Source organism: Mycobacterium basiliense, assembly GCF_900292015.1.
Classification (GTDB): Bacteria; Actinomycetota; Actinomycetes; order Mycobacteriales; family Mycobacteriaceae; genus Mycobacterium; species Mycobacterium basiliense.
In genome coordinates this window covers 22293-47995 of the sequence record NZ_LR130759.1, presented here as the reverse complement: position 1 = coordinate 47995, position 25703 = coordinate 22293, and the positions used below count along the sequence as shown (strand labels likewise).

Below are 25703 nucleotides of genomic sequence, written 5' to 3'. Positions count from 1 at the left end.
CGCGGCCACGCACGTCACTGCAGGCCACCGCCGTACCGGGCCTCGTTCTCGGCCTCGGCCTCGGCGCGCAGGGCCGCGATCGCGGCGTTCAATCTGTCCGCCAGCTCTCCATGCGAGTAGCCGGTCATTACGCCGGGATGAAGCGTCAACTCCAGCAGCCGACCGTCGGAATTGGCAACTGCGTGAATATCTCCCAGGTCCACGCTGTAAGTAACGGTCTCTGCCTGCGCAACCAACGCCTCCCACTTGTCGGCCGCCTCGCTTAGGTCGCGAAGAACCGATTCGACGAGGTCTTTGTCACTCAGTTCCGCGCGACTGCCAGGCCCCGACACCAAGACAGTATGTCGACGGCTCCCACCAGCGTCAATTCAAAAATGCGGCGCATTTGCGGTAAGAACAAGAAGTAATCGTCCACCCGTCCACTAGGTCACCGGCGGCTGGTCAAACGCCCGAAACCAGGAGAAGTGATAGTTCGCCGACATCGCATCGCCGGTGACGCTGCTCTCGATGGCGGCCAACAACATGCAGTTGAGCAGCAACGGGACATCGACACCGGGATACTGCGCCAAGGTCTCGTGCTGCGCGGTGTCTAAATGCACTCGCACCAAGTCGATTTCGTCTTCGGCGACGTGCGTACCGGCGGCGGCAGCCTTCGCCAATATATGTACCACTCGCGGCAGTTCGGCCCGCGCGAGTGTAGCGTCGCTCAGCTTTTGTTCCAGGTTCTCCAGGTTCGGCAACTCCCGCGGCCGTACCGAAGACCGCGTCGCGGTTGGCCTTTCCGTCCAGGCCAAAGAGTCCCCGGGGCTGTAGGTCACCGTGCGCGCCGTAACACCGAGAAGAGCGGTGCCTCGGCGACTACGCTGACCGGGCGGCAACAATCGCACGCCTTCGGGAACCATGATGCCAGGAGGTATCCAGCCGTGGGCGAGATCGGTGGCCAGCACCACTGCCCCGTCCTCGAGTTGTCCGACCGCCCAACGCAGACGAGGTTCCTGACGGGCCACAAAGGTAAGCAGCCGCCGCAGTCGCTCGCCCTCGGATTCCTGCGCATCGGCGGCCTGCACCGGGGGCCGAGGCTCCTTTTCAGCAATCCCTCGCTCGGATTCGGTTGCGGGTTCGCCAACGTCCTCGTCGATGGAGACGGTCGCCGGTTCGACAGCCGGCTCCTCGTCTCTGACGGCCGGCAACACCTGGGTCCGCTCCAGCGCTGGGTTGCCTTGCTGCCCGGAACGCTCGCGCTCGCGTAGTTGACGCAGAGTCGAATCAACTCGTCGCACCGCCAGCACGCGTGCTTCATCGATCACCCTGGCTTCTGCTTCGCGCCGAGCCGAATCAATCAAGACCGACTGCCTGATGTTCCGCAGCTCTTCGTTGGCAACGCTGACGATGCGTTGCAAATCGGCTTGCAAATACTCTGCGAGCGTGGCCGTTTCGGCGATGTTCGGCGACAGCTCGGCTGGCCATAGCCCGCCGATCACCCAGGGCGTGCAATCAGGCGGGGAGCTAAACGCCGGAATCGTGAGCGATTCCTCGGTCGCTCTCCGCAGGCGCCGGCGCGCCGCTCTTCGACCAAAGATCGCCACCGGCTAAGCGTACCGGGATCCCCACCGCCGCTGCGGGTGGTGAATTGTGTCGCAGACACCGCCTGGGTAGCGTGGGGCCATGGCTGATTCTGCGCTGCAGCAGCAACTCGACGAGGTGCGCTCCTTGCTAAGCCGCGCGCGAGAATTGTTCGGCGCCAATCCCGTCGAGCCGCCCACCGAAATCGCACCCGATCCCGACGCTGCCAAGCGCTGGCTGCTCTAACCCGTCAGCGACGGCGCGGACGTAATTGGTGCGCTACTAGTTTCTCAATCGCCGCGTCGAGATCTTCGACCGTCGGAACCTCCGCGGAGGGTGTGTGACCGGCCGCAACGATCTCATCGCGCACTTCGAGCAATGCCTTGAGGCATGAGACGTCGGCGGTCAGCCGAATTCCCTCCGCCAGCGTTTGGGCATCGGTTTCCATCGCCGCCTCGCTTAGTGCGACGCTGTGCATGTACCCACCGCGGCAGGACCGCACCAGAATGGATCCGCTGGGGTGGACGGTATCGAATGCGGGGTTAGCGTCGGTCATCGACCGTCGTCAACGATGCTGCCGAAGTCACGAGCCGCGTCTTGGTCATGCTGTTCCCACATCGCGGCCGACGTCCTTAGGTTCTGCGCGATATCGGCATGATCGTCGGCCTGTTGCTCATAACACTGGCGCCGCAACTCAAGCAGATCACGCCCGGCACCGCGGAGCTCGCTGAAGATTGGCCCGAGTGAATCCAGGCTCTCCAGGATTGCGGCGTGCGACGACGGCACCGTCCGCAAATACTCGGAGGTTTGTTCATGGTGTGCAGCGGCTTCCCGCAGGTGCTCCGGCGCCACATGGATTCCATCTGCCATCCGCTGTCTCCTCTTTGTTCACCGGTGGTTGACGCCGGCGGGCTCAGTATTACGAGGCGGCCGTCGTGCCGGACGGCCGGGTAGGTGTGGGTGCGTCGGTCCTGGCCGGCGCAGTCGTGGTCATGGGCGCGCTCGGCGCTGTCGGCGGATGCTGCCAGCCTAGGAAGTTCGTCCCGGAAATGCTGGAGACCTGTTGGATCTGCCCGTCAAGCAGAGCCTTGTCACGGCCGAGGGCCAGGGCGTGCCGATCGGTGAGGATGCCGATGTCCCCCGCAGCGACCTGCGCTGGATCGAGCGGGTTGCTGACCGGCGTACCCGGCGGTGGAATGGTAATTCCTTGCTGTTGGAAGGCATCTGAGATCGGCGTTCCGCCAGCGGCGGCCTTGATTGCGGCTGCCAGTTCGGGGCTGGCGGCGGTCACCGTCTCCCCGTTGGGCAGGGACACGGTCGTCGGACCCGCTGGCAAGGGTTTCGGCTGGCCCGAGGATGCGTCATCCTCGGTGTCCTGTTGACGGCTGTCGTCGTCTGGGCCGTCCGAGAATGCGTGTGCCTCACGATCGGGATCGAAATCGTTCAGGTCTCGTTCGTCGACGTCGTCGAGTCCCGATCTGATTCCCCGCAACAGCCCAGAAAGCGGCGCCCGGGTATCGCCGCTTGGGCCGGGCCCGATGGCCGGCGCAGTTGCGCCTGCCGGCGCGCCACCCAGACCGGGAATGCTGGGCATCGTCGGACTCGCCGGCGGCGCTGGCAAGGCGGCGCCTTGGTTGGCTGCGTAGTCGTCGAGCGGGCTCGGATCGTCCAGCAATAGCGAGGCCAGTAGGGGATCAACCGGCATCAGATCGGGCTGTTGGTCCGGGCTAGCGGCGCCTCCCACGGGAGCCAAGACCGGTGAGTCTTGGGCGCCCAGCTCACTCTTCGACGCGTTATACAGCGACGTCCACGCCGCCATCAAGCTTGCCTTGGACGTGTCGTCCAGACTCACGTTGGCGACTACGCCACGGATGTCCCTGAGCTTGCCGATCAGAAACCGCTGGAAATCACGAGCTCCGGTCGGTGTGTCCAGATCGGATCGGCTCCGTACCGCGGCTTCGGTTTCTTCTTGCAGTTGGTTCAGCGCTTCTCCGCCTTCGACGGCGGTAAGGTGCGCATTCAGGATCGCCGAGACCACTTGCAGATCCAGCAGAGAACTTTGTGAATTCTGATGCGCTAGAGCCGCTTCGGCGTCTGCGATCGCTTCAGCCGCGGCCCCTCGTTCATGCTTTACTGGTGCCGACGGCACCTCGGCGGGAACGCTGCCCCGCTGCGGGCGATCACGCGACCCTTCCATGTCGCGTGACAGTACCCAGGCACCTCGGCGCCGACAATTCACCCACTACTGCTGTCGAATACCTATCCTGCCGGATCTGCGTAGTGGCCCCGCAAGCTCGCCAGCACAGCGCTTTTCGTGCGATCGAGCTCACGCAGACCGGTCACGATGGCAGCGATCTCGCGCTGTTTGGAGACCAGGAATCGCTCAAACTCACGGGCTCCCATTGGGGTATCGACGGCAAGGTCAGTCTGACCCGACACCGCACCGTCAATTTCGGCGCCGATTGCGTCTAGCCGACGAATGCTCTCGCGCATCGCGGCATGTGCACTGGCAAGCGCCTGCGTCAGTGCGCGGTCGGCCTCGGCCGCGGCGTCGTGTTTTCTGGCCAGCACCGCTTGCTGCGCCCGAATGGCAGCTAGCGAGGATCCGGCTGACTCAGACATGGTTTCCACTTTCTCATTCCGTCCAAAGCGCTGGGCAGCATTTGGGTGCTCACCACGGCCTACGGATCGCTACGGTGTTGCCCAACGGACTGATCCGGACCGAGGCGCCGGAGTACGGCGCCTCGACGACCAGGTTGTTGCCGATCGCCAGCTGCACGTGTCCCGGGTGCGGAAAGACCAGATCACCAGGCCGAACCTGCGGGCGCGGCACCGGGATCCCGTCGTTGATCTGCTGATACGTGGTTCGGTCGAGGTGAACCCCGGCGTGCGCGTAGGCCCACTGGACCAACCCGGAACAGTCGAACTGGCTGGGCCCGCTCGCCCCCCAGACATAAGGGCAGCCCAGTCTCGATAGCGCGGCGCGCACCGCGATCCCCGCACGTCCGCTACGTGACGGCAGCCTGAGCGCCGCACCGCCGTGATGTGCTATCCGATACCGCAATAGCCGCAATGCCGCCAGATGCCGTCGCGCGCGTCCACGAGCTGACAAGACATGCGCGTGTTGCGCCCGCAGCCGAGCCGCTCGCCGTCGGAGCGCCTCTCGCTGGGCCATCGGCGTTACCGGCGCGGTCGCGGCGTCAGCGCGGGCCGCCGCCAGTACCGTTCCGGTCAATTCACGGGCCCCGTCCCGATCCCGGTGGGCGTCGGCAACGACCGCGGTAACCGCCGTGTCGGTCCGTGCCGCGGCGAGCAGCGCGTCGTAGCTGCGCTGTGTCCTTAGTTGATAGCGCCTCTGTGGCGCCGCGACAGTCAGCGCTACGGCACCTCGTAACCGCATTTCGTAAGGTGCGGCAGCGGCGTCCACCACCGGCTGACGACCGCCGCCCGTGAACATCTGATGCGCGCGCCTCAAGGCGTCGATTTCCGTGGGACTCAATCGTCGTCCTCTCCGCCGTCTCGACGCACCTAGTCGTCGTCCGTCGATTCCGCATGGCCGATCGCATCGACGAAGGCACGGATGCGGGGGAGGGCTCCGGCGGGGATCACACCCCTATTGCGGATATCCCACAATTCCTCGCTGCCAACCCCGATCAGCGCCGCGACCACCGCTTCCGGCAACGGCGACTGCGCACAAGCCCGATCAAACCGTGCGCTCAAGCTCGTCGGCATCCGATCCAGCAGGGCGGCGCGGATTGCCTCAAGGGCGCGCAGATGCGCCATGAGCCGGCCACTTGAGTCAGAGCCGGCGTTTACCGCCACCCGCCACGAGCTGGCGGCGAGCATCTCTGCCTTCACGCATTGAGCGACCACAGAGAGAATATACGTCTCATATTCGTTTGAGGTACTCGCCGGCAGGCGATCGATGACAGATCTGAGGGCATCCAGCTGCGCTTCGGCGTAGCCTTCCAGCACATCGGTGTCGCTGTGACGGTCGACCACCACGGTCCCGGTACGCCGAGGCGACATTGCCTCGGGCGGTTGCGCCGCCATCAGCCGGGCTAGCTCGGCATCCGGGTCCGCGGCCACCAACAGCCGCGAATACGTCCCCGGCGGCAGGCCTAGGCCGTTTTCAACCTTTTGAACTGTGCCTTTGTGTGGTTTGCGGGCGCCCCGTTCCAGATAGCTCAACCCCATGATGCTGACGCCCGTCGCTCCGGCGAGGTCGGCCAGGGACCAGTCGCGCGACTCCCGCAGGGCGCGGATGGCCGCGCCTGCCGATTCACGGCTCACCGCGGGCTCCGGCCATAGGCCGGATATTACACAGGGGCCACGCCTCTTCCACAAATATACGTTTTTGTCACTTTTCCCTTGCCGGCCCGCATGGTTTGCGTATACGCTTTTGCCTACGTTTTACTCGAGGAGGAGACAGACCGATGGCGAATCCCTGCGCGGCCAACCCGGAACTGTGGTTCGGCTACCCCGACGATGACAGCGGCGACGGAGCCGCGAAGGCACGCGCCTACGAGCGGTCCGCCATCGAGGCGCGGATCCACTGCCTGCGCCGCTGCCCGCTCGCGCAGCAACGCCTGTGCGCCCAACGAGCCGTCAAGCATCGGGAGGAGTACGGCGTCTGGGCCGGCGTCAAACTTCCCGGCGGCCAGTACCGCAAGCGCGAACAGCTGGCACAGGCTCACGAAATCTTGCGGCAGATCGCCGCCGGCGAAATCAATGCGCGACAGTTACCGGACAATGCGGCACTGCTCGCGCGCACCGAACGCCACGCGATCCCGATAGCCGCGGTGGTTGTGCACATGCCCGCCGCACAGGTGGGCCCGCGCACGGCGGCGTGACCCCTTTCCCCGGCCGATGCCGGGGGAGGGGGCCTCCCCGGCAACGCTGGACGGCCCACGCCACCAAGCCGGAGACGTTCGGCGGGCGGATAGCTAAACCGGCGTAGGGTCGCCGGTATCTCGCGAAGCAAGCCCACACGAAGGCTGGACGATGAGCACCCTGGACGCCGCGCCCATCGAAGTCATCTGCAGTGCTTCACACGCCACCGGTATCGAGGTGCTCAGTCCGCGTGCGGTTCCCCTGGGTGGACCGCGAGGGATCCGGGTGCAACGGACACTTCCGCAACGGCGCCGCTCGCTGGTCGGCGCGTGGTGCTTTGTCGACCACTACGGGCCGGTGTCGGCACGCATGGATGTCGCTCCCCACCCACACACCGGACTGCAAACGGTCAGCTGGCTGTTCAGCGGGGAGGTGGAACATCGCGACAGCGCCGGCGTCCACGCCATAGTCCGGCCCGGCGAACTGAATCTGATGACCGCGGGTGCGGGCATCTGCCACTCGGAAGTGTCGGTGGGAGCACGCGTTCTACACGGTGCGCAGCTGTGGGTCGCCCTGCCCGACTCCGCCCGAAACACCGGCCGCGACTTCGCTCATTACCGTCCTTCGCCAATCTCACTGCCGGGTGCCGCCGCGCGGGTTTTTCTTGGTGAGCTGGCCGGAAGTCGTTCGCCGGTACACACATTCACCCCCCTGCTGGGCGCCCAGATCGACCTCACCGCGCAGGCCGCGCTGGTCATCGACGTCGACCCGGCATTCGAACATGCGGTGTTGTGCGATACCGGCGATCTGGAAATGCGCGGCAATGCACTGACGGTTGGCGATCTGGGCTATCAGGGGCCCGGCGACACCACCCTGCCGTTGCGCAACATCGCGGCACGCCCCGCCCGGGTGTTACTGCTGGGCGGCACTCCGTTTACCGAAGAATTAGTGATGTGGTGGAACTTCGTGGGACGCAGCCACGACGACATCGTCGCCTATCGACAGCAGTGGCAGGACGGCGACGAACGATTCGGCGTCGTTACCGGGTATCAAGGGACGGTGGCCCGGCTGCCGGCCCCGCCGCTGCCCACCACCCGATTGCTGCCCAGACCGCTACCGAGCCGAAAGGAATCCCAGTGACGACCGACAAGACAGGCGCCCAAACCACCGTCACCGCCGAAGAGGGCAAATACACGATCACCGTCGAGGGCCAAACCGTGGGTTTTGCCAGCTATATCGATCGCGGCCAACAACGCGTTTTCGATCACACCGAAATCGAACCGGAGTTCGGTGGTCGCGGGCTGGCCACCATTCTTGTGGAGCAGGCCCTGCGTGACGCGCGGGCAGCAGGCAAGCGCATCGTCGCGGCGTGCTCCATGGTCGGCACGGTGCTCAAAAGCCATCCCGAGTACGACGACATCACCGATCCCGTCAGGATCGTTTAGCGGGCTCGGCGATGGGCAAGGGGCGTGTCGGTAGCCGCGGAACATGGCCGGATCGCCGCCCCCTCGGGTGGGCCAACAACATCGAATGAATCTCGGGCGGTATTGCCATCCATACCGGGGTCGTCACCATCGGCCTTGCCCGCAGACCGTGCGGCCAGCTCGCGCGCTCAGGTAACGCGACATTACACATGACTTCGTCATCGGCGATCCCCCGGACCTGCCGCCCCGGTTGCCGCAACGTGCGATCAGGGCGGTAACGGCATATCGCTACATCAAGGCCAGTAACCCGCGGGGCGACCGGCTAACCCCCGCAGTCCAAGTGGGTTCAGCCGGACCGGGCCAGGATCCACCGCAGGGCGGTGAGCTGGAGGCGCCACCCTGCGGCGCTCCGGTTGCGAGTCCGAGCCGCGTGCGAATACGGGTACTTAGCCCGCTTCGCCGCCGTTCGGCCGCGGGCGGAACACGTCCCGCTCACCTAACAACGGACGATGCAACTGCTGATGGCCATAGACGCCCTCGGTATAGGCCGTCTCAGCATGCTGGGTGAGGTCGACGCCACTTACCTCTTCCTCGCGGCTGACCCGGAAGCCCATGAGGCGCTCGATCACCGTGGCCAGCACATAGCTCACCGTGAAGGCGTAGGGGCCCACCACCGCCATCGCCAACGCCTGCTTGCCGAGTTGGGCCAATCCCCCGCCATAGAAGAGGCCCTGCGGACCGCCGGTCATCACGGCGGTGGCCAGGAGCCCGATCAGCAGCACACCCACGACGCCGCCGACAAAGTGCACGCCCACCACGTCGAGCGAATCGTCGTAGTTGAGTTTGAACTTCAGCCCGATCGCGAACGAGCACACGATTCCGGCCAACAGTCCCACCACCGCGGCTCCGACGGTGTTTACCGTGCCACACGACGGAGTGATCGCCACCAAACCGGCAACCACACCCGAGGCGGCACCGAATGTGGTCGGTTTGCCATCCCGAATCTGTTCTACCGATAGCCATCCCAGCATCCCCAGGCAACCGGCGACCAAGGTATTCAGGAAGATCGCGGCCGCTAATCCATTGGCGGCCAACGCCGAACCCGCGTTGAACCCGAACCAGCCAAACCACAGCAGCCCCACCCCCAGCAGCACGAAGGGCAGGTTGTGCGGGCGCATGGCCTCCACCTTGAAACCGATGCGCGGACCGAGCACCAGCGCCAACGCCAACGCCGAAGAGCCCGACACGATCTCGACAACCAGTCCGCCCGCGTAGTCGAGCACACCCATCTTGAACAACCAGCCGTTGGGCGCCCACACCCAGTGCGCAACAACGGAATACACCGCGACCGCCCAGAGTGGCACGAAGACCATCCAGGCGGCGAACTTGGCCCGGTCGGCGATGGCCCCGCTAACCAGGGCCGCGGTGATGATCGCAAAACTGAGTTGAAAGGTGGCGTACAGCAGTTCGGGAACCGATCCGTGCGCGGCTTCCGGGCCGATGCCCCGCATCCCGGCATGCGTGATCCCGCCCACGAATCCGCCCCCGCCGCCGCCGGAGAACGCCAGGCTGTAGCCGACCAGCAGCCATGCCACGGTAACCAGCGGGATCGAGATGAAACTCATCATGATCATGTTGAGCACGCCGGTGGTGCGCACCATGCCCCCGTAGAAGATCGCCAACCCGGGTGTCATCAGCAGCACGAGCGCGGTGCTGGCCAGTAGCCAAGCGGTCGCGGCGGGATCGATGTCCAACTCTGCGGCTCCTTCGATGGTCGTCGACGACGAATGCCGGCGAGGTTTCAGATAGACGGTAGACGGTGCCGCTATCGGCGAAGGAGGCCGTCGCGCGTTCGGTCCGCGCCCTACCAGCCCGGCCGAACTGTGGTGACAAGACCACGTCGGCGCCAGTCCACCTCGGCGACGACGATCAGGGAACTCCCGTCGAGGACTGCCCGCTACGCAGCGTGGTGTCGCCGGAGGGTGCGTCACTTTCGGATGTGGGTTGGCGCGATGTCTCGCTGAGTGCCGCCTTCGGCGACCCTTTGGGCAAAAAGGCCAGTGGGATAGGGATCAACCCCACCAGCAAGGCCGCTATCACAAACGCCACGCTGTAGGCGTGCGCAACGGTCTCCGGGAAACCGGGGGAAGGCAAGCCGCCTGGTATGGCACCGATCCTGTGTGTGCCGGAGACGTTTTCACCACCGTTGACCTGGCTGCTCACGATCACCGACATCAGCGCGGCCCCCACCGCCGCCGCCATCTGCTGATTGACTTTGATCAGCGTTGAGCCTCGTGCGATCTGACTTGGCGAAAGGCTCCGCATCGCCACCGCGACCAGCGGCATCCTGGTGCTGCCCATGCCCAGCCCCAAGATCGTCAGACCGATCAACAGCATCGGAAGGTTGCCGCTCCGGAAGGCAACCCCGTAGACGAAGATGCCCAGGCCCGCGGCGAGTAGCGTGACGCCGACGATGAGAACGCCGCGACCGCCACGCCGATCCACCAGCGCTCCCGCCAGAGGTATCGCCAGCGCGGCACCGATCCCTCGGGGTAGCAAGCTCATCCCAGCTTGCAGCGGAGTGTGACCGAGCAACTGCTGGAAGTAGCTGGGAAACAACACGCCGGCGCCGAAAGTCGAGACGATGTAAAGAAACATCGCCGCGTTAGCCAGTGTGAGCGCTCGGTTGGTCAACAAGCGCAGATCGATAAGGGGCTTGTCGGCACGGTAGAGAGCATGGAACACGAACGCGACGATCAACGCTATCCCGATGCCCGCCGGTATCCACACCCGGAGATCAGCCACGGTGCCGCAGCTTGGGATCTCCGACATCCCGTAGAGGAACGCCGGCAACCCAGGTGAGAGCAGCAGCATTCCGATGAAATCGAAGGTCTCCGACGGGGCTGGGTGATCTCGGGGGAACACGAGCGCGGCGAGGCCGACAGCGGCCACGCCGACCGGCAGGTTGATCCAGAAGATCCACTGCCAGCCATAGCTGTCGATGAGCCAGCCGCCCAAGGCCGGCCCGAAGGCCGGGCCGAGCACACCTGGGATCCCCAGCACCGCCATTACCCGGCCGACGCGTTTGGGGCCTGCCTCACGATTGACGATGGTGAGGGTCAACGGTGCCAGCATGCCGCCGCCAAAGCCCTGCAACGCTCTAAAGGCGATGAGCGATGTGATGTTCGGCGCTAGCGCGCACAACAGCGAGCTCAGGGTGAAGACGAGAACCGAACCCAGAAAAATTCGTTTGGTGCCGAATCGATCGGCCGCCCACCCTGCCAGTGGGATCACGGCGGCCAGCGCCAGGGTGTAGCCGGTGATCGTCCAGGCGACGACCGCCTGGGTCGAATCGAAGGTGATGGCAAACGTGCGTTGCGCAACGGTAACAACACTGGTGTCAACCATGGTCATGATCGAGCCCAGGACGCAGACCCCCGCGATGCGCCACAGCCTGGCGTCCAGCTTGTCCGGATAGCTGCATTGATCTGGGCTCACCGAGGACGATGTCATGCGCTTCCTGCCGCGGTGGGCGCTCTCCGCGGCGCCAGCATGCGGCCACCTCGGCTCGGCATCCACCTCGGTTGCTTCGGCTTGGTCCGCGTCATCCGCCCAGCTTCTTCCACTGCATCGGCGCAAGCCAGAAGGCGCCGGATAGCACGCTGCTCTGGCAAACCAGGACGGGAAGATGCTAATCGAATTCGCGGGATCTCGGCGGGCTCTTCGGCCGCATCAACATCGATGTCCCCGACCACGAGCAGCACACCACGCCCACCCGATTGCCGGGACGATCCCCATTCGCCGTGCTTACGAGCGCTGCGAAGGCGCCAGCTTCTCGACGGCCCGCAGGGCCGCGGAGGTCCTCTCTTCCCAACCGCCGCCGACCACCACAAAGGGTCGTCCGGCCGCGCGCAGAGCGTGCTCGCAGGCGGCGAAGAACTCGTCGGACTGCCCCGGTAGACAGCGCACGCCGTTACCGCTGCAGGGCGCATCGGGCCGAGTCAACAGCGTCAGATCGTAAGGACGCCTGGCCAATTCACGCAACTGTTCGGGGCAGCTGCCTCGCAGGAACTCGGCCCAAACGGTGGCCACCAGCGGATCGGTGTCACAGATCAGCACCCGATCGGCGTTGCGCGCCAAAGCCTCCTCCGAAGCGATTTGCCCCCGAACAATTTCGGTCCAGTCCAGCCCCACCAGCGAGCCACCGTTGCGGTCCCGCAGCGTCCTCGTCCACTCCGGGACCCAGGTCGTTTCGAGCGTTTCCGCGACGACCCGGGCGAGGGTCGTCTTTCCGGTGAATTCGGGGCCGATGATGCTCACCCGTTTTACGAAGGCGGGACGCACGCAGCGCGGGATGTGTTGCCAGTGGGCAAGCGGGTCCGCTCGGATGCTCGTTCCGCTGACCGGAACGATGGCGCGAGCCTGATCCACCGCCACAAAACGCGCTCCGAGGATGTTGGCGAGGTCCACGCCGTACGGCTCGGAGGCAAAGACGAACTCGGGCCGCTTAGGAAGCACGCGCTCCAGCCTCGCCTTCCAGACGTCCCAGGATGGCGGCTGCTCGCACGGATCCTGCGGCTTCCTGACGGCGAGATGGACCACGCGATCGAACGGGAACAACTCCCGCATCCATGCGAAACGTTGGGTACCCGAAATCGGGTCTCCGTTCTGAACTGAGATGACGATCGTCAGATCATCCACCCATCGGCGCGCGAACTCGCAGAGGTAAACGTGACCGGCATGGGGCGGTAGGAACCGTCCGAGCACCATTCCGTGCGTCATGTCGGTGCCCGCAACGTGGCCCGCACATCGCGGGGTGGCGCTGGTTCGTCGGTCACCGGTGGGCCGTACGCGCCGTGCTCGGGACCGATGTGGACCACCGGCTCCCCGTGGGGCGATGAGATATCGAGCGATGAGGTAGCGGTGCCCGATCGGGCGGGACCTGCCACCGGAAGGCGACCGCGTCTAGCTCGTCGGGCCGCGCGGTGGGGTGAAACATAGTTTCCCCAGGATAACGTCGAGTACACCCGCTGCGGGTGGAATCGTGCCGCGGGCATCTCGTGCGATAGTTCGGCAATCCAGCTAACCGGAAACGTCGATCGGCCCGGGTGTGCACTGCTCGCTGGTAAGGCCTTGACCGCCACCAACGCCCGATGTGCCGACGTCAGGCTGGTGCGTTCATGGCGCCGTCAGCTATTGCGCCGACGCTAATCACGCCCATCTGAGCGACCAAAACAAAAACCCCGGCCGATGGCCGGGGCAATCTGTAACCGATGACTCGGCTCACCACAACAGTGGGCGAAGGGGGACTTGAACCCCCACGTCCCGAAGGACACTGGCACCTGAAGCCAGCGCGTCTGCCATTCCGCCACTCGCCCGAAACAACCGGAGGACCATATCACTGTAATAGCCGCGGGCCCCAACCGCTGCCGACCGGGGTCGGGCCGCACCACTTGATCTCTGAGCTGTCTCGATGTGATTCTCAGGGTTCTCACGGTGCCGCCGGGTGACTGTGTCCCGATAGCATGGGCTGTTAATCACAACACGCAGGTGAGTCGTTTGCCTCGCGCCGACGATAGACCAGGACATTAGTGAGGCGAGCGCTGAAAGATGGGTGGCCAGAAAGGGCTGGTTCAGCGCATTGAACGCAAGCTCGAGTCGACCGTCGGGGATGCGTTTGCCCGGATGTTCGGGGGATCGATCGTTCCGCAAGAGGTAGAGGCCCTGTTGCGGCGCGAAGCCGCTGATGGCGTGCGGACGCTGCAGGGAAATCGTCTTTTGGCGCCCAACGAATACATCATTACCCTCAGTGTGCACGACTCGGAAAAGTTGAGTGCCGATCCGGATCTCACCTCGAGCGATTTTGCTCGGCACTTGGGGCTCTATATCCAAGAACAGGGGTGGCAAACGTATGGTGAGGTGGTCGTTCGGTTCGAGCAGTCGTCGAACCTGCGCACCGGCCAGTTCCGCGCCCGCGGGGCTGTTAACCCCGACGTCGAGCCCCGCCCGATGGGCACCGATTTCGCCCGGCCACAATCGAATGACGCGTTTGGCGCAGAACCAGGAGTACCACCAATGACTGACAATTCGACCTACCGCGGCGGTCAGGGGCAGGGGCGGCCCGACGAATACTACGACGATCGCTATCCACATCCACAGGAGGATCCGCGCGGTGGTGCACACGGCGGACCGGATCCCCGGGGTGGATACCCGCCAGAGGCCGGCGGCTACCCGCCCCAGCAGGGCTACCCGCCACAGCAGCGGCACCCAGATCAGGGCGGATATCCCGACCAACGCGGCTACCAAGACCAAGGCGGCTACCCCGAACAGCGCGGCGGCTACCCCGACCAACGGGGCTACCAAGACCAAAGCGGCTACCCCGACCAACGGGGCTACCAAGACCAAGGCGGCTACCCCGAGCAGCGCGGCGGATACCCCGACCAGGGCGGCTACCCGCCGTCCTACGAACAGCGTCCGCCAGCTCCTTCCGGGTATGGCCAAGCCTATGACCAGGGTTACCGCCAGGGCGGCGGCTACGGCCAGCCGCCGGGCGGCGGGCAGCCGGGTTACGGCGGCTACGGCGACTACGGGCGGGAGCCCGGGCGACAGGAGGAAGGCGGTTACGCCGCTTCCGGTGCCCCGCCGGCGCCCGCCGAACAACAGCGGCCGTCCTACCCCGATCAGGGCGGTGGCTATGATCAGGGCTACCAGCAGGGCGGCGGATACGGCCGACAGGACTACGGGCAGGGCGACTACACGCAGTACGCCGAGACTTCGGCGCCGGGCGGGTATCCGCCGCAAGGCGGCGGATACGGCGAGCCGGCCGGCCGTGATTACGACTACGGCCAGGCGGCTGCACCCGACTACGGCCAGGCGCCCGGCGGCGGCTATGGGGGCTACAGTCAGGGCGGCTACGGGTCTCCGGGTACCACGGTCACCTTGCAGCTCGACGACGGTAGCGGCCGGACATACCAGCTGCGGGACGGCTCGAACATCATCGGCCGCGGCCAGGACGCGCAGTTCCGCTTGCCTGACACCGGCGTTTCGCGTCGACACCTGGAGATCCGCTGGGATGGACAGGTCGCGCTGCTGACGGACCTCAACTCCACCAACGGCACCACGGTCAACAACGCGCCGGTACAAGAGTGGCAACTGGCCGATGGCGACGTGGTTCGGTTGGGTCATTCCGAGATCATCGTCCGGATTCACTGAACCCTCTGGGCTCAATGCTGCCGCGCTTGACCTCGCTCCGACCGCCGTCCAAGTATCGTGACTTTGCTGATGTGCTCGGAATGACCGGCGCGGGGGTGACAGCACCAGGACGGAAAGGACGCCAGATGCAGGGGTTGGTACTGCAACTGACGCGTGCCGGATTTTTGATGCTGCTATGGCTGTTCATCTGGTCGGTGCTGCGGATCCTGCGAACCGACATCTACGCACCGACCGGCGCCGTGATGGTGCGTCGGGGGTTGGCGTTGCGTGGCACGCTGTTGCCGTCGCGCCGCCGGGGCCAATCAGCGCGCTATCTCGTGGTGACCGAGGGTGCGCTCTCGGGAGCGCGCATCACGTTGAGCGGGCAGCCGGTGTTGATCGGCCGCGCTGACGACTCGACCTTGGTGTTGACCGACGATTACGCCTCGACACGGCATGCCAAGCTAAGTCAGCGGGGAACGGAATGGTACGTCGAAGACCTAGGGTCGACGAACGGCACTTACCTTGACAGGGCGAAGGTGACGACTGCGGTACGAGTTCCAATGGGGACGCCGGTACGGATCGGCAAGACGGCAATCGAGCTGCGCCCGTGACCCTGGTTCTGCGATATGCGGCCCGCAGCGATCGCGGCCTGGTGCGCGCCAATAACGAGGACTCCGTCTACGCCGGTGCGCGCCTGCTGGCCCTGGCCGACGGGATGGGTGGTCACGCCGCCGGCGAAGTCGCTTCTCAACTGGTCATCGCCGCGCTGGCGCATCTCGATGACGACGAGCCCGGTGGCGACCTGCTGGCCAAGCTGGACACCGCGGTTCGTTCCGGCAACTCGGCGATCGCGGCTCAGGTGGAGATGGAGCCGGAACTCGAAGGCATGGGCACCACACTCACCGCGATCCTGTTTGCCGGTAACCGGCTGGGACTGGTCCATATCGGTGACTCGCGGGGCTATTTGTTGCGCGACGGCGAGCTGACGCAGATCACCAAAGACGACACCTTTGTCCAGACTCTGGTCGACGAAGGCCGAATCACCGCGGAGGAAGCGCATAGCCACCCGCAGAGGTCGTTGATCATGCGCGCGCTGACCGGTCATGAGGTCGAGCCCACGTTGACCATGCGGGAAGTGCGCGCCGGCGACCGCTACCTGCTGTGCTCGGACGGATTGTCCGACCCGGTGAGCGACGAAACCATCCACGAGGCGCTGCAGATTCCCGATGTCGCCGAAAGCGCCTACCGCTTGATCGAGCTTGCGCTGCGCGGCGGCGGCCCGGACAACGTGACCGTGGTGGTCGCCGACGTGGTCGATTACGAGTACGGCCAGACGCAGCCGATTTTGGCGGGGGCGGTATCCGGTGACGACGACCAACTGACGCTGCCCAACACCGCGGCGGGACGGGCCTCGGCGATAGCTCCACGAAAGGAAGTCGTCAAGCGGGTTCCCCCACAGGCCGAGACACTCCATCGACACCGCTGGTCGCGGCGGCGGGTGACGTTGGTTGCCGCCCTGGTCGTGCTGCTGGCCCTGGCGGGGCTGTTTATCGGTCGTGCGATCATCCGCAACAACTATTACGTCGCCGAATACAACGGCACGGTGTCGATCATGCGCGGGATTCAAGGCTCGCTGTTGGGCATCTCCCTGCACGAGCCCTATCTAATGGGCTGTCTGAACTCTCGCAATGACCTGTCTCAGGTCAGTTACGGACAATCCGTCGATAACCTGGACTGCCACCTGATGAAGTTGGAGGATCTGCGTCCCCCCGAGCGTGCGCAGGTGCAAGCCGGGCTGCCAACAGGATCGCTGGATGACGCCATCGGGCAGTTGCGCGAGTTGGCCGCCAATTCGCTGCTGCCACCCTGCCCGGCGCCGCGCGCGACCTCCCCGCCGGAATCCACGGGGCCGACCACCGGCAGCGACACCCCCGGACAACCGGCCGTCACCCCCTCGCCAACGAGCACGACTTCCCCGACCTCCGCAACCGCCCCGACTACGCCGACCACCACCTCTTCCGCCGGCTCCGCACCGACGACCACTTCCGGGACTGCAGGCACCACCCCCGCTGATACCCCTCCCACTGCGTCGGCGTCACCCCCCGCTACACCGACAACCCCTCCGCCGACTGTGACCGCGCTTCCGCCACCCCCACCGCAGCCGGGCATTGACTGCCGGGCGGCGGCATGACGACGCAGCTACAGCCGCCCGTGACGGTGACGCCGCCGTTGCCGACCCGACGAAATGCCGAGCTGCTGTTGTTGTGCTTCGCCGCGGTGATCACCATCGCCGCGCTGCTGATCGTGCAAGCCAACCAAGAACGCGGCTTGAGCTGGGACCTGGCCAGCTATGGACTGGCTTTCCTGACCCTGTTCGGATTCGCGCACCTGGCGATTAGGCGCTTCGCACCGTTTACCGACCCGCTTCTGCTGCCGGTAGTCGCGCTGCTGAATGGGCTCGGTCTGGTCATGATTCACCGACTCGACCTGGTCGATAACGAGGTGGGTGCGCACGGCCATCCGAGCGCAAACCTGCAGATGCTGTGGACTCTGGTCGGCGTAATCTCATTCGCGCTCGTGGTGATCTTCCTCAAGGATCACCGGCAGCTCGCCCGCTATGGCTACACCTGCGGACTGGTCGGTCTGATCATCTTGGCCATTCCCGCGCTGCTGCCCGCGTCGCTATCCGAGCAGAACGGCGCCAAGATCTGGATTCGGTTGCCGGGCTTCTCCATTCAACCCGCCGAGTTCTCCAAGATCCTGCTGCTGATCTTCTTTTCGGCGGTGCTGGTGGCCAAGCGTGGCCTATTCACCAGCGCGGGTAAGCATCTGATGGGCATGACCCTGCCACGTCCGCGCGACCTGGCTCCGCTGCTCGCGGCCTGGGTGACCTCGGTGGGTGTGATGGTCTTCGAGAAAGACCTCGGCACTTCACTGCTGCTGTATGCGTCGTTCCTGGTGGTGGTCTACCTGGCCACCCAACGGTTCAGTTGGGTCATCATCGGGCTGACGCTGTTCGCTGCGGGAAGCACTGTGGCTTACTTCTTGTTCGACCATGTCCGGGTTCGAGTGCAGAACTGGCTCGATCCGTTCGCCGACCCCGACGGTAGCGGCTACCAGATGGTGCAGGCGCTGTTTAGCTTCGCCACCGGCGGCGTCTTCGGCACCGGTCTGGGCAATGGGCAACCCGACACCGTGCCGGCGGCCTCCACCGACTTCATCATCGCCGCCTTCGGCGAAGAGTTAGGGCTTGTCGGGCTGGCAGCCATCTTGATGCTCTACACGATCGTGATCATCCGGGGCCTTCGCACCGCGATCGCCACCCGGGACAGTTTTGGCAAGCTGTTGGCCGCAGGTTTGGCATCCACCCTGGCCATCCAGCTGTTCATCGTTGTCGGCGGTGTCACCAAGCTCATCCCGCTGACCGGGTTGACTACCCCGTGGATGTCTTACGGTGGGTCGTCGTTGTTGGCCAACTATGTACTGCTGGCCATCTTGGCGCGCATCTCGCACAGCGCCCGCCGTCCGCTGCGCACCCGTCCCCGAAATACCTCGTCGATCGCGGCGGCCGGCACTGAGGTGATCGAGCGGGTATGAACGCCTCTCTGCGCCGTATCTCGGTGACCGTTATGGCGTTGATCGTGCTGCTACTACTCAACGCCACGATGACGCAGGTATTCACCGCCGACGGGCTGCGTGCCGATCCGCGCAACCAGCGGGTACTGCTCGACGAGTACTCGCGGCAGCGTGGTCAGATCACCGCCGGCGGCCAACTGTTGGCCTATTCAGTGGCCACCGACGGCCGGTTTCGTTTTCTCAGGTTCTATCCCAATCCCGAGGTGTACGCGCCGGTGACCGGCTTTTACTCGCTGCGCTATTCCAGTACCGGCCTGGAACGCGCCGAGGACCCGGTGCTCAACGGGTCCGACCAGCGGTTGTTCGGGCGGCGACTGGCCGACTTCTTTACCGGACGCGACCCACGTGGCGGCAATGTGGACACCACGATCAGCCCGCGTATCCAGCAGGCCGGCTGGGACGCGATGCAACAGGGCTGCGACGGTCCCTGCCGGGGCGCGATCGTCGCCCTGGAACCGTCGACCGGCAAGATTTTGGCGTTGGTGTCGGCGCCGTCATATGACCCCAACCTGTTGGCGTCGCATGATCCGGAGGTACAGGCGCACGCCTGGCAGCGGCTGCGTGATAGTCCCGGATCGCCGCTGACCAACCGAGCTATTTCCGAGACGTACCCGCCGGGTTCGACGTTCAAAGTGATCACCACGGCGGCCGCGTTGCAGGCTGGCGCCAACGAGACCGAGCAGCTCACCGCCGCGGCCGCGATCTCGCTGCCCAACAGCACCGCGACGCTGGAAAACTACGGTGGTACACCATGCGGCGGCCAGGACACCGTCTCGCTGAGCGAGGCCTTCGCCAAGTCCTGCAATACCGCGTTCGTCCAGTTGGGCATCCAGACCGGAGCTGGAGCCCTGCGCGCCATGGCGCAGGCGTTCGGTCTGGACACGCCACCGAGCGCGATACCGTTGCAGGTCGCCGAATCGACGGTGGGCGCGATTCCGGACGCCGCCGCTTTGGGCATGTCGAGTATCGGACAAAAAGACGTTGCACTCACCCCGCTGCAAAACGCGCAGATCGCCGCGACCATTGCCAACGGCGGGATCGCCATGCGGCCATACCTGGTCGACAGCCTGAAAGGGCCCGATTTAGCTAACATCAGCACGACCGCGCCACATCAGCAGCGCCGCGCAGTGTCGCCGCAGGTCGCCGCTAAGCTAACAGAGCTGATGGTCGGCGCCGAGAAAGTCGCACAGCAGAAAGGGGCCATCCCCGGCGTGCAGATCGCATCCAAGACGGGTACCGCAGAGCACGGATCAGACCCCCGTCACACTCCACCGCACGCGTGGTACATCGCGTTTGCGCCCGCACAGGCTCCTAAAGTTGCCGTCGCGGTGCTGGTGGAGAACGGGGGCGATCGCTTGTCGGCGACCGGGGGTGCGCTTGCCGCGCCGATCGGGCGGGCCGTCATCGAGGCAGCGCTTCAGGGGGGTCCATGAGCCCCCGCGTTGGTGTGACGCTTTCCGGCCGATACCGCCTGCAGCGGCTCATCGCCACCGGTGGCATGGGCCAGGTCTGGGAGGCGGTAGATAGCCGGCTCGGCCGCCGGGTCGCGGTCAAAGTGCTCAAGGGCGAATTCTCCTCAGATCCGGAGTTCATCGAACGGTTCCGGGCCGAGGCCCGTACGACGGCTATGTTGAACCACCCGGGGATCGCCGCGGTCCACGACTATGGCGAGAGCCAGATGGACGGAGAGGGCCGCACCGCCTATCTGGTGATGGAGCTGGTCAACGGGGAGCCGCTGAACTCGGTCCTCAAGCGCACCGGCCGACTGTCGCTTCGACACGCGCTGGACATGCTCGAGCAGACGGGCCGCGCTCTTCAAGTCGCCCATGCCGCCGGGCTGGTCCACCGCGACGTCAAACCGGGCAACATCTTGATCACCCCCACCGGGCAGGTGAAGATCACCGACTTCGGCATCGCCAAGGCGGTCGATGCGGCGCCAGTGACCCAGACCGGCATGGTGATGGGCACCGCGCAATACATCGCCCCCGAACAGGCACTGGGCCACGACGCCAGTCCGTCCAGCGACGTCTACTCCTTGGGGGTCGTGGGATACGAAGCGGTTTCGGGCAAGCGGCCGTTTACCGGTGACGGTGCCCTGACCGTGGCGATGAAGCACATCAAAGAACCGCCACCGCCACTGCCGCCGGATTTGCCGCCCAACGTGCGCGAACTCATCGAGATCACCTTGGTGAAGAACCCCACCATGCGTTATCGCAGTGGGGGACCGTTTGCCGACGCCGTGGCGGCGGTACGGGCGGGACGTCGTCCACCCAGGCCCAGCCAGTCACCGCCGCCCGGGCGGGCCGCTCCGGCAGCGATACCGTCGAGCGCACCGGCCAGAATCGCCAGCAACACCGCCAGCCGAACCGCGCCGCCCCGTCGATCCCGACCGGCGACCGGAGGACACCGACCGCCGCCGGCCCGGCGTACCTTTTCCTCGGGCCAGCGGGCGTTGCTGTGGGCCGCTGGGGTGCTCGGGGCGCTGGCGATCATCATCGCTGTGCTCATCGTCATCAATTCGCGTGCCGACGGCCAGCAACAGTCACCGCCGCCGACGGTGACCCAGACGTCACCGGTCAGCCCAACCGGCCCGACCCCCACTGGGCAACGCCACCAGGATTGGGGCCTGCGGTGGGATGGCGATCACCCCGGAGCTACTGGACCGCAACGCGGCGGGGCTGTGCCGCTGACGCATGCTGACCGCGCGTCGCAGGACCGATACGAGACACCGCAATGACGACTCCTCGGCACCTCTCCGACCGCTACGAGCTGGGTGACATCCTCGGCTTCGGGGGTATGTCCGAAGTACACCTCGCCCGCGACCTGCGGCTGCACCGTGATGTCGCGGTCAAGGTGCTGCGCGCCGACCTGGCCCGCGATCCAAGTTTTTACCTCCGCTTCCGGCGGGAAGCGCAAAACGCTGCAGCGCTGAATCATCCGGCGATCGTCGCCGTGTACGACACCGGCGAGGCCGAAACACCCACTGGACCGTTGCCCTACATCGTCATGGAGTACGTCAACGGCGTCACCCTGCGGGACATCGTGCATACCGACGGCCCGATGCCGCCCAAGCGTGCCATCGAGGTGATCGCAGATGCGTGCCAGGCGCTGAACTTCAGCCATCAGAACGGCATCATTCACCGCGACGTCAAACCGGCGAACATCATGATCAGCACCACCAATGCGGTGAAAGTGATGGACTTCGGCATTGCTCGGGCGATCGCCGACAGCGGTAACAGCGTCACCCAAACGGCTGCAGTGATCGGGACGGCGCAATATCTCTCCCCGGAGCAGGCTCGCGGAGACTCGGTCGATGCCCGCTCCGATGTCTATTCGTTGGGCTGCGTGCTCTATGAGGTCCTGACCGGCGAGCCGCCCTTCACCGGGGACTCACCGGTGGCAGTCGCCTACCAGCATGTCCGCGAGGATCCCATCCCGCCGTCAGAACGCCACGAGGGCATCCCGGCCGACCTCGACGCCGTCGTACTCAAGGCGCTGGCCAAGAACCCGGAAAATCGCTATCAGACCGCGGCGGAAATGCGGGCCGACCTGGTCCGGGTGCACAACGGCGAGCCACCCGAGGCTCCCAAAGTGCTCACCGGCGCCGAGCGACGCTCGTTGATAGCGTCGTCGGCGTCCAGCGCGACCGCTCCGCGTACCGATCCGTTACCCCGCCAAGCCCTCGAGGACGTCGACCGTGACCGGTCCACCCCGTCGGTGGGTCGGTGGATGGCCGTGGTCGCGGTGCTAGCGGTGCTGACCATCGTGGTGACCCTGGCCATCAACACGTTCGGCGGCAACACCCGCAACATCCAGGTACCCAACGTGCGTGGTCAGGCCTCGGCCGACGCCATAGCGGCCCTACAAAACCGGGGCTTCAAGACACGCACCCTGCAAAAACCGGATTCGACAATCCCGCCCGACCATGTGATCGGCACCGACCCGGCGGCGAACGCCTCGGTGGCTGCCGGCGACGAGATCACCATCAACGTATCCACCGGGCCTGAGCAGCGGGAGCTGCCCGACGTCTCCTCGATGACCTACGCCGAGGCGGTCAAGAAGCTCACCGCGGCGGGATTCGGTAAATTCAGAGAGGCGAAGTCGCCGTCGACCCCCGAACTCATGGGCAGGGTGATCGGGACCAATCCGCCGGCCAACCAGACGTCGGCGATCACCAACGTGATCACGATCATCGTTGGCACCGGGCCGGCCACCAAGGAGATTCCCGACGTCGCCGGCCAGACCGTCGACGAGGCGCAGAAGAATCTCAACGTCTACGGCTTCACCAAGTTCAGCCAGGCATCGGTCGACAGCCCCAAACCGGCCGGTAGTGTCGTCGGCACCAACCCGCCGGCCGGAACCACGGTTTCGATCGACTCGGTGATAGAGCTTGAGGTGTCGAAGGGCAACCAATTCGTCATGCCCGACCTGTCCGGCATGTTTTGGACCGACGCCGAACCCCGCCTACGCGCGCTGGGCTGGACCGGTGCGTTGGACAAGGGGCCCGACGTGGACGCCGGCGGATCTCAACACAACCGGGTCGTCTATCAGAACCCGCCGGCCGGTGCCGGCGTCAACCGGGACGGCATCATCACGCTGAAGTTCGGTCAGTAGCCCCGGCATCCATCGGGACGTGCGCCCGCACCGCGGTCATGACCTCGTTCTCCAACCGCCGCACCAGCGTGTCATCCCTGGCCCAACCGCAGTAGGCGAGCCAGTTGGCCAGCATCCGATGCCCGCCCTCGGTGAGGATGGATTCGGGATGAAACTGGACCCCATGAATCGGCAGTTCGGTGTGCCGAACTCCCATGATCACGCCGCTTCCGGTGTGCGCTACGACGTGCAATTCGGCCGGCAGCGACTCGGGCAGGATGGTCAGTGAATGGTAGCGAGTCGCCGTGAAGGGATCCGGAAGCCCCTGCAGCACACCGCTATTGGTGTGAAATACGCTGCTGGTCTTGCCGTGCAACAGCTCGGGCGCACGATCTACGGTGGCGCCGAACGCGACGCCGATGGCCTGGTGCCCCAGGCAGACCCCCAGCACCGGGGTGCGTGCCGTTGCACAAGCCCGAACAAGGCTCACCGAAGCCCCTGCCCGTTCGGGAGTGCCCGGACCGGGGCTGAGTAGCACACCGGCGAACCGGTCGGTGATCGCGGCTGCGTCGGATAGCCGTGCGTCGTCGTTGCGCCATACTTCGGCCTCGACACCCAACTGGCCCAGGTACTGAACCAGGTTGAATACGAAGCTGTCGTAGTTGTCAACGACCAGGATCCGCATCGTGACAGGTTACCGTTCGGTCCGGCGGGGGCGGGGCTCAGTAACCCATTGGGCCCATGGGCTGCGCGTAGTGCAGCCGTACCGGCTCGGAATGGCCCTCGAGTTGGAGGTCGGTTTTCACCTCTTCGCGGTAGCCCAGGCCGAACCGGACCACGTACTGCTTGTAGAGGATCACCGGGGGAGCTTCGGCGAGCGCCGCTTGCATGGCGGTGGCGTCGCCGATGGCGCTAATTGTGTAGGGCGGACTGTAAGTGCGTCCGTTGAGCAGCAAGGTGTTGCCGACGCAGCGCACCACAGAGGTGGCGATGATGCGCTGGTCCTGCATCTGGATCGCCTCGGCTCCGGCGCTCCACATTGCGTTGAGGACGCCATCGATGTCCTGTTGGTGCACGACCAGGTCGTCGGGGGAGGCGTCGCGCGGGAAACGTCCGTTGCCGTCACGCTGGGCGTCGTTCAGAGTCACCATCAGCCCGGGTCCGTGGATCGGATTCATATCGGCTTCGCCGGCCAGCTCGCTGATGCGCCGAAGCATCGCGGCCAGCGCCATGTCGGAGGACCGGCCGTGGGTGGCGTCAATCCGTTTGGTCAGTGCATCGCGCTGGGCGGAGAGCCGGGACACCGACGATTGCGACTGTCGGACCAGATCGACGAGCCGCGGTGCGTCACTGCGGCGGATCTCGGCGCCACCGGAAACCCCGTGCGTCGCGGCCAGCAACAACCCGGCAAGCAAACACACCAGCGGGACACCGAAGCGCCACGGTGAGCGGCGCCTATCGATCACGGTGTCTCCATTTCCTGGTCATGGGTCCCCTTGGGCTAGTCTCGTAGCCAAGCTCTGCCTGCAGATGCAACCGTAACCGTTGCACACCTGCGCCGCTCATTGTGTTGTTGAGGTATTCCGAGGTACTAAATGCCCAAGTCGAAGGTCCGTAAGAAGAACGACTTCACCGTCAGCGCGGTCAGCCGTACGCCGGTGAAGGTGAAGGTCGGCCCGTCCAGCGTGTGGTTCGTCGCCTTGTTCATCGGTTTGATGCTGATCGGCCTGATCTGGTTGATGGTGTTCCAGTTGGCTGCGGTCGGCAGCCAGGCCCCGACGGCCCTCACTTGGATGGCGGATCTGGGTCCGTGGAACTACGCGATCGCGTTCGCTTTCATGATCACCGGGTTGTTGCTGACGATGCGGTGGCACTGATCGAAGCCACCGGTTTATGAATCCCTGCGAGGGTGGTGTCGATTGCTGAGCCAGCAACCTTGTAATTACTCAATCACACGCGTGTGATTTATCCCCACTGTTGATAGCGTCTGTGGATAACCGCATCTGCGGTGGTCGAAGGGTCTAGATAGCGCATGCAGCAAACACAGTGGGAGCCACGTACGCCGGGAATCGCTGGCTGCGCAGCCGCGGGCGTTTTGATGGCTATCGCCGCTGTGACCCTTGTCACAGACCCACCGGGCCGTGTTATGGCGGTGATTGCCGCACTGGGTTTGATCTTGTTTGCGGGCGCTTCCTGGCGCGCACGGCCAAAACTGGCAATCACCGAGGACGGTCTGGCGATCCGGGGTTGGTTTCGGACCCAGTTGTTGGGGAGCCCCGACATCAAGATCATCCGGATCTCGCAATTCCGCCGCTACGCGCGCACGGTCCGCCTACTCGAGATCGAGACGGTCGATGGAGCGCTGTTCGTCTTGTCGCGTTGGGACCTCGGCACCGATCCGATTGACGTGCTCGACGCCCTTACGGCCGCCGGTTATGCCGGCCGCAAGAAGAGTTGAGT

Annotated in this window: 26 protein-coding genes and 1 tRNA gene; 13 read left to right on the top strand and 14 right to left on the bottom strand. The window is 65.2% G+C overall.

The features are described from left to right. Nucleotides 1-14: 14 nt before the first annotated feature. On the bottom strand, nt 15-335 hold the full coding sequence (locus MB901379_RS00250; protein ID WP_158014780.1) for a DUF2710 family protein: 321 nt from the start codon (nt 333-335) through the stop codon (nt 15-17). Between the two features lie 87 nt (nt 336-422). Then, nucleotides 423-1586 carry a DUF5631 domain-containing protein gene (locus tag MB901379_RS00245; RefSeq protein ID WP_158014779.1) on the bottom strand — a complete coding sequence of 388 codons (1164 nt, stop codon included), beginning with the start codon at nt 1584-1586 and terminating at the stop codon, nt 423-425. A 79-nt stretch (nt 1587-1665) separates the two neighbouring features. Here MB901379_RS00245 and MB901379_RS23940 point away from each other — a divergent pair, with 79 nt between their 5' ends. Beyond that, complete coding sequence (locus MB901379_RS23940) at nt 1666-1809, top strand: hypothetical protein (RefSeq protein ID WP_174236956.1); 144 nt, start codon at nt 1666-1668, stop codon at nt 1807-1809. A gap of 4 nt (nt 1810-1813) precedes the next feature. Here the strand turns inward: MB901379_RS23940 and MB901379_RS00240 are convergent, their stop codons facing one another. From MB901379_RS00240 to MB901379_RS00215, 6 genes are all read right to left on the bottom strand, one after another. Then, the gene (locus MB901379_RS00240) at nt 1814-2119 is read right to left on the bottom strand and encodes a DUF2694 family protein (RefSeq protein WP_158014778.1); all 306 of its coding nucleotides are present in this window, start codon (nt 2117-2119) and stop codon (nt 1814-1816) included. Continuing rightward, on the bottom strand, nt 2116-2433 hold the full coding sequence (locus tag MB901379_RS00235; protein ID WP_158014777.1) for an ESX-1 secretion-associated protein: 318 nt from the start codon (nt 2431-2433) through the stop codon (nt 2116-2118). The genes MB901379_RS00240 and MB901379_RS00235 overlap by 4 nt, the downstream gene beginning before the upstream one ends. 49 nt (nt 2434-2482) lie before the next feature. After that, the gene (locus MB901379_RS00230) at nt 2483-3760 is read right to left on the bottom strand and encodes a DUF4226 domain-containing protein (RefSeq protein ID WP_158014776.1); all 1278 of its coding nucleotides are present in this window, start codon (nt 3758-3760) and stop codon (nt 2483-2485) included. 62 nt (nt 3761-3822) lie between these two features. Continuing rightward, nucleotides 3823-4185, bottom strand: a complete 363-nt coding sequence (locus MB901379_RS00225) for a DUF4226 domain-containing protein (protein ID WP_158014775.1) — start codon at nt 4183-4185, stop codon at nt 3823-3825. Between the two features lie 49 nt (nt 4186-4234). Beyond that, nucleotides 4235-5062 (bottom strand): C40 family peptidase, encoded by an 828-nt coding sequence (locus tag MB901379_RS00220; protein ID WP_158014774.1) that lies wholly within the window; start codon nt 5060-5062, stop codon nt 4235-4237. 29 nt (nt 5063-5091) lie between these two features. Beyond that, nucleotides 5092-5856 (bottom strand): helix-turn-helix domain-containing protein, encoded by a 765-nt coding sequence (locus MB901379_RS00215; protein WP_158014773.1) that lies wholly within the window; start codon nt 5854-5856, stop codon nt 5092-5094. A gap of 143 nt (nt 5857-5999) precedes the next feature. On the opposite strand from MB901379_RS00215, the gene MB901379_RS00210 reads away from it, so the two are divergent. The 3 genes from MB901379_RS00210 to MB901379_RS00200 all read left to right on the top strand — a co-directional run bounded on the left by MB901379_RS00210 (nt 6000) and on the right by MB901379_RS00200 (nt 7841). Beyond that, a complete protein-coding gene (locus MB901379_RS00210; RefSeq protein ID WP_158014772.1) occupies nt 6000-6416 on the top strand; it encodes a WhiB family transcriptional regulator in 417 nt (138 codons plus the stop codon). Nucleotides 6417-6567: 151 nt separating this feature from the next. After that, nucleotides 6568-7536: a pirin family protein gene (locus MB901379_RS00205; RefSeq protein ID WP_158014771.1), complete on the top strand. Its 969-nt coding sequence runs from the start codon at nt 6568-6570 to the stop codon at nt 7534-7536. Further along, nucleotides 7533-7841: a GNAT family N-acetyltransferase gene (locus MB901379_RS00200; RefSeq protein WP_158014770.1), complete on the top strand. Its 309-nt coding sequence runs from the start codon at nt 7533-7535 to the stop codon at nt 7839-7841. The genes MB901379_RS00205 and MB901379_RS00200 overlap by 4 nt, the downstream gene beginning before the upstream one ends. A 425-nt stretch (nt 7842-8266) precedes the next feature. Here MB901379_RS00200 and MB901379_RS00195 read toward each other — a convergent pair whose 3' ends face one another. The 4 genes from MB901379_RS00195 to MB901379_RS00180 all read right to left on the bottom strand — a co-directional run bounded on the left by MB901379_RS00195 (nt 8267) and on the right by MB901379_RS00180 (nt 13198). After that, nucleotides 8267-9514: an ammonium transporter gene (locus tag MB901379_RS00195; protein ID WP_232022174.1), complete on the bottom strand. Its 1248-nt coding sequence runs from the start codon at nt 9512-9514 to the stop codon at nt 8267-8269. A gap of 235 nt (nt 9515-9749) precedes the next feature. After that, entirely contained in the window at nt 9750-11333 is a 1584-nt protein-coding gene (locus MB901379_RS00190) for a DHA2 family efflux MFS transporter permease subunit (RefSeq protein ID WP_158014768.1), read from the bottom strand. A gap of 294 nt (nt 11334-11627) precedes the next feature. Beyond that, a complete protein-coding gene (locus MB901379_RS00185) occupies nt 11628-12602 on the bottom strand; it encodes a nicotinamide-nucleotide adenylyltransferase (protein WP_158014767.1) in 975 nt (324 codons plus the stop codon). A 513-nt stretch (nt 12603-13115) separates the two neighbouring features. Beyond that, nucleotides 13116-13198 (bottom strand) — tRNA-Leu (locus tag MB901379_RS00180). Nucleotides 13199-13430: 232 nt separating this feature from the next. Here MB901379_RS00180 and MB901379_RS00175 point away from each other — a divergent pair. The 7 genes from MB901379_RS00175 to pknB all read left to right on the top strand — a co-directional run bounded on the left by MB901379_RS00175 (nt 13431) and on the right by pknB (nt 23264). Continuing rightward, complete coding sequence (locus tag MB901379_RS00175) at nt 13431-15032, top strand: DUF3662 and FHA domain-containing protein (RefSeq protein WP_158014766.1); 1602 nt, start codon at nt 13431-13433, stop codon at nt 15030-15032. Between the two features lie 125 nt (nt 15033-15157). Continuing rightward, nucleotides 15158-15625 (top strand): FHA domain-containing protein FhaB/FipA, encoded by a 468-nt coding sequence (locus MB901379_RS00170; RefSeq protein ID WP_158014765.1) that lies wholly within the window; start codon nt 15158-15160, stop codon nt 15623-15625. Further along, a complete protein-coding gene (locus MB901379_RS00165) occupies nt 15622-17205 on the top strand; it encodes a PP2C family protein-serine/threonine phosphatase (protein WP_158014764.1) in 1584 nt (527 codons plus the stop codon). Before MB901379_RS00170 ends, MB901379_RS00165 begins: the two co-directional genes overlap by 4 nt. Then, nucleotides 17202-18611: an FtsW/RodA/SpoVE family cell cycle protein gene (locus tag MB901379_RS00160; RefSeq protein WP_158014763.1), complete on the top strand. Its 1410-nt coding sequence runs from the start codon at nt 17202-17204 to the stop codon at nt 18609-18611. Before MB901379_RS00165 ends, MB901379_RS00160 begins: the two co-directional genes overlap by 4 nt. Further along, nucleotides 18608-20083, top strand: coding sequence for a D,D-transpeptidase PbpA (gene pbpA, locus MB901379_RS00155; RefSeq protein WP_158014762.1), 1476 nt, complete (start codon nt 18608-18610; stop codon nt 20081-20083). Before MB901379_RS00160 ends, pbpA begins: the two co-directional genes overlap by 4 nt. Beyond that, a complete protein-coding gene (locus MB901379_RS00150; RefSeq protein WP_408632323.1) occupies nt 20080-21387 on the top strand; it encodes a serine/threonine-protein kinase in 1308 nt (435 codons plus the stop codon). The genes pbpA and MB901379_RS00150 overlap by 4 nt, the downstream gene beginning before the upstream one ends. Continuing rightward, nucleotides 21384-23264 (top strand): Stk1 family PASTA domain-containing Ser/Thr kinase, encoded by a 1881-nt coding sequence (gene pknB / locus MB901379_RS00145; protein WP_158014761.1) that lies wholly within the window; start codon nt 21384-21386, stop codon nt 23262-23264. The genes MB901379_RS00150 and pknB overlap by 4 nt, the downstream gene beginning before the upstream one ends. On the opposite strand, the gene MB901379_RS00140 is transcribed toward pknB, so the two are convergent. Continuing rightward, the gene (locus tag MB901379_RS00140) at nt 23242-23928 is read right to left on the bottom strand and encodes an aminodeoxychorismate/anthranilate synthase component II (protein WP_158014760.1); all 687 of its coding nucleotides are present in this window, start codon (nt 23926-23928) and stop codon (nt 23242-23244) included. The genes pknB and MB901379_RS00140 overlap by 23 nt on opposite strands. 37 nt (nt 23929-23965) lie before the next feature. Continuing rightward, nucleotides 23966-24709 (bottom strand): DUF881 domain-containing protein, encoded by a 744-nt coding sequence (locus MB901379_RS00135; RefSeq protein WP_158014759.1) that lies wholly within the window; start codon nt 24707-24709, stop codon nt 23966-23968. 129 nt (nt 24710-24838) lie between these two features. On the opposite strand from MB901379_RS00135, the gene crgA reads away from it, so the two are divergent. Next, nucleotides 24839-25120, top strand: coding sequence for a cell division protein CrgA (crgA, locus tag MB901379_RS00130; RefSeq protein ID WP_158014758.1), 282 nt, complete (start codon nt 24839-24841; stop codon nt 25118-25120). A 155-nt stretch (nt 25121-25275) separates the two neighbouring features. Beyond that, nucleotides 25276-25701, top strand: coding sequence for a PH domain-containing protein (locus MB901379_RS00125; protein WP_158014757.1), 426 nt, complete (start codon nt 25276-25278; stop codon nt 25699-25701). The last annotated feature ends 2 nt before the right edge of the window (nt 25702-25703 follow it).

Excerpts from the sequence above, each read along its gene's own strand:
- MB901379_RS00150 (WP_408632323.1), top strand. The coding sequence starts at position 20,080 with ATGAGCCCCCGCGTTGGTGTGACGCTTTCCGGCCGATACCGCCTGCAG.
- MB901379_RS00235 (WP_158014777.1), bottom strand. The coding sequence starts at position 2,433 with ATGGCAGATGGAATCCATGTGGCGCCGGAGCACCTGCGGGAAGCCGCT.
- MB901379_RS00190 (WP_158014768.1), bottom strand. The coding sequence starts at position 11,333 with ATGACATCGTCCTCGGTGAGCCCAGATCAATGCAGCTATCCGGACAAG.
- pknB (WP_158014761.1), top strand. The coding sequence starts at position 21,384 with ATGACGACTCCTCGGCACCTCTCCGACCGCTACGAGCTGGGTGACATC.
- pbpA (WP_158014762.1), top strand. The coding sequence starts at position 18,608 with ATGAACGCCTCTCTGCGCCGTATCTCGGTGACCGTTATGGCGTTGATC.
- MB901379_RS00185 (WP_158014767.1), bottom strand. The coding sequence starts at position 12,602 with ATGACGCACGGAATGGTGCTCGGACGGTTCCTACCGCCCCATGCCGGT.
- MB901379_RS00140 (WP_158014760.1), bottom strand. The coding sequence starts at position 23,928 with ATGCGGATCCTGGTCGTTGACAACTACGACAGCTTCGTATTCAACCTG.
- MB901379_RS00125 (WP_158014757.1), top strand. The coding sequence starts at position 25,276 with ATGCAGCAAACACAGTGGGAGCCACGTACGCCGGGAATCGCTGGCTGC.
- MB901379_RS00230 (WP_158014776.1), bottom strand. The coding sequence starts at position 3,760 with ATGGAAGGGTCGCGTGATCGCCCGCAGCGGGGCAGCGTTCCCGCCGAG.
- MB901379_RS00160 (WP_158014763.1), top strand. The coding sequence starts at position 17,202 with ATGACGACGCAGCTACAGCCGCCCGTGACGGTGACGCCGCCGTTGCCG.
- MB901379_RS00210 (WP_158014772.1), top strand. The coding sequence starts at position 6,000 with ATGGCGAATCCCTGCGCGGCCAACCCGGAACTGTGGTTCGGCTACCCC.
- MB901379_RS23940 (WP_174236956.1), top strand. The coding sequence starts at position 1,666 with ATGGCTGATTCTGCGCTGCAGCAGCAACTCGACGAGGTGCGCTCCTTG.
- crgA (WP_158014758.1), top strand. The coding sequence starts at position 24,839 with ATGCCCAAGTCGAAGGTCCGTAAGAAGAACGACTTCACCGTCAGCGCG.
- MB901379_RS00205 (WP_158014771.1), top strand. The coding sequence starts at position 6,568 with ATGAGCACCCTGGACGCCGCGCCCATCGAAGTCATCTGCAGTGCTTCA.
- MB901379_RS00240 (WP_158014778.1), bottom strand. The coding sequence starts at position 2,119 with ATGACCGACGCTAACCCCGCATTCGATACCGTCCACCCCAGCGGATCC.
- MB901379_RS00175 (WP_158014766.1), top strand. The coding sequence starts at position 13,431 with ATGGGTGGCCAGAAAGGGCTGGTTCAGCGCATTGAACGCAAGCTCGAG.
- MB901379_RS00170 (WP_158014765.1), top strand. The coding sequence starts at position 15,158 with ATGCAGGGGTTGGTACTGCAACTGACGCGTGCCGGATTTTTGATGCTG.
- MB901379_RS00195 (WP_232022174.1), bottom strand. The coding sequence starts at position 9,514 with ATGACACCCGGGTTGGCGATCTTCTACGGGGGCATGGTGCGCACCACC.
- MB901379_RS00225 (WP_158014775.1), bottom strand. The coding sequence starts at position 4,185 with ATGTCTGAGTCAGCCGGATCCTCGCTAGCTGCCATTCGGGCGCAGCAA.